This window comes from bacterium (genome assembly GCA_024224155.1).
In the GTDB taxonomy this organism is placed as follows: domain Bacteria; phylum Acidobacteriota; class Thermoanaerobaculia; order Multivoradales; family JAHEKO01; genus CALZIK01.
Window position 1 is genome coordinate 1 of sequence record JAAENP010000002.1, and the last position, 1,521, is coordinate 1,521.

The 1,521-nt window shown below is 66.6% G+C and carries 2 protein-coding genes; both read left to right on the forward strand.

Annotation, left to right across the window (positions count from 1 at the left end; translation table 11 throughout):
- Nucleotides 1–331 (forward strand): histidine kinase (locus tag GY769_00020; protein MCP4200304.1); only part of this gene is annotated, 331 nt, incomplete at its 5' end.
- A gap of 15 nt (nt 332–346) precedes the next feature.
- On the forward strand, nt 347–1,462 hold the full coding sequence (locus GY769_00025) for a PAS domain S-box protein (protein ID MCP4200305.1): 1,116 nt from the start codon (nt 347–349) through the stop codon (nt 1,460–1,462).
- Nucleotides 1,463–1,521 lie beyond the last annotated feature (59 nt).

Consider the following 1,521-nt stretch of genomic DNA (forward strand, 5'->3'; position numbering starts at 1 on the left):
CAACGCGGTGCAGGCGATGCCCGGCGGTGGCACCCTGAGGCTGGAGTGCGCACGCGCCGGCGACCAGGCGGCGGTCTCGGTCATCGATACCGGCGAGGGGATCCCCGAGGAGCACCTCGCCAAGGTCTTCGAGCCGCTCTTTACCACCAGGGCGAACGGCATCGGTCTCGGGCTGTCGCTGTCGCAACGCTACGCCCGTTCCAACAGGGGACGGATCGAATGCGATAGTCTCCCTGGCAGAGGATCGGTTTTCCGGTTGCTGCTGCCGGTGGCGCGAGACGGCGGCCCGGTGAGCATGCGCCCCGGCAAGCGATCCGAGGATCGCGTGTAGCGAGAGGAGGAGGCGATGCCGGCACAGCCCCTGGTGGAAGAGATCTCCAGCATCCTGGTCGTCGAAGACAATGCCGACCAGCGGGAGGCGCTGTGCGAGATCCTGGAGGACGAAGGATTCACCATCCTGGCCTGCGCCAGCGCCAAGGAGGCCTCCGAGATCATCGGCCGGCAGGAGCTCTCGGTGGCCATCCTCGACCTTCGCCTGCCCGATCAGCCCGGTACCCAGATCCTCGAGTGGATCCGCGCCGCCGACGACAAGGTCCAGGTGATCCTCTATACCGCTTACGGTTCGTTCGATTCCGCCAAGGACTCGGTCAACCTCGGAGCCTTCGCCTACCTGGAAAAATCCTCCGAGCCCGAGGAGCTGCTGCGCCAGGTCCACCGGGCCTCCCGGCGATGGATGAAGGAAGCGCTGGCGAAAAGCGAGCGGCGCTACCGGACCCTGGCGGAGATCTCTCCGGTGGGGATCTACCACGCGGACGCCGGCGGCCGCTATCGCTACGTCAACCAGCGCTGGTGCGAGATCGCCGGGCTCGCCGCCGAAGAGGCCGTGGCCGACGGTTGGACCCGGGGCCTGGATCCCGAGGACAGCCAACGCGTGCTCGCACAGTGGAGTGAGGCGGTCGCCGCGGGACGCGATTTCTCCTCCGAGTATCGGTTTCGGCACGCCGACGGCAAGGTGGTCTGGGGCTACGCTCTCGCCAAGCCCGAAATCGATGGCGAGGTCGAGGGCTACGTCGGGACCATCACCGACATCAGCGACCGCAAGCGGATGGAAGAATCGCTGCGACTGCACCAGGCGGCGATGGAGCAGGCGGTCCTGCCGGTGGCTTTCACCACCGCCGACCCGGAGGATCGCAGGTTCGTTTTCGCCAACTCCGCGTTTCAGCGGCTGACCGGCTACTCGGAAGAGGAGCTTCTCGGCGAGTCCCCCGACATCCTCAACGGGCTGAGGACCAGCCAGATCACGCTCGGTCACCTACGCAAGGCCCAGAAAGAGGGTAAATCGTTCGTCGGCGACCTGACCACCTACCGCAAAGGCGGCGCCGCCTTTTCCATGGAGTGGCGCATCGATCCGGTGCGGGACGACGGGGGCCGCCTGACCCACTGGGTGACGATCCTCCGCTGATGCTCCAGACATCCGCCAAGACCTGAGCCATGGGATGGAACCCCTTCGGGGTTCGCGCG

What these genes read in the sequence shown, in the direction of transcription:
- GY769_00025 (MCP4200305.1), top strand. Translation starts at nt 347, where the DNA reads ATGCCGGCACAGCCCCTGGTGGAAGAGATCTCCAGCATCCTGGTCGTC.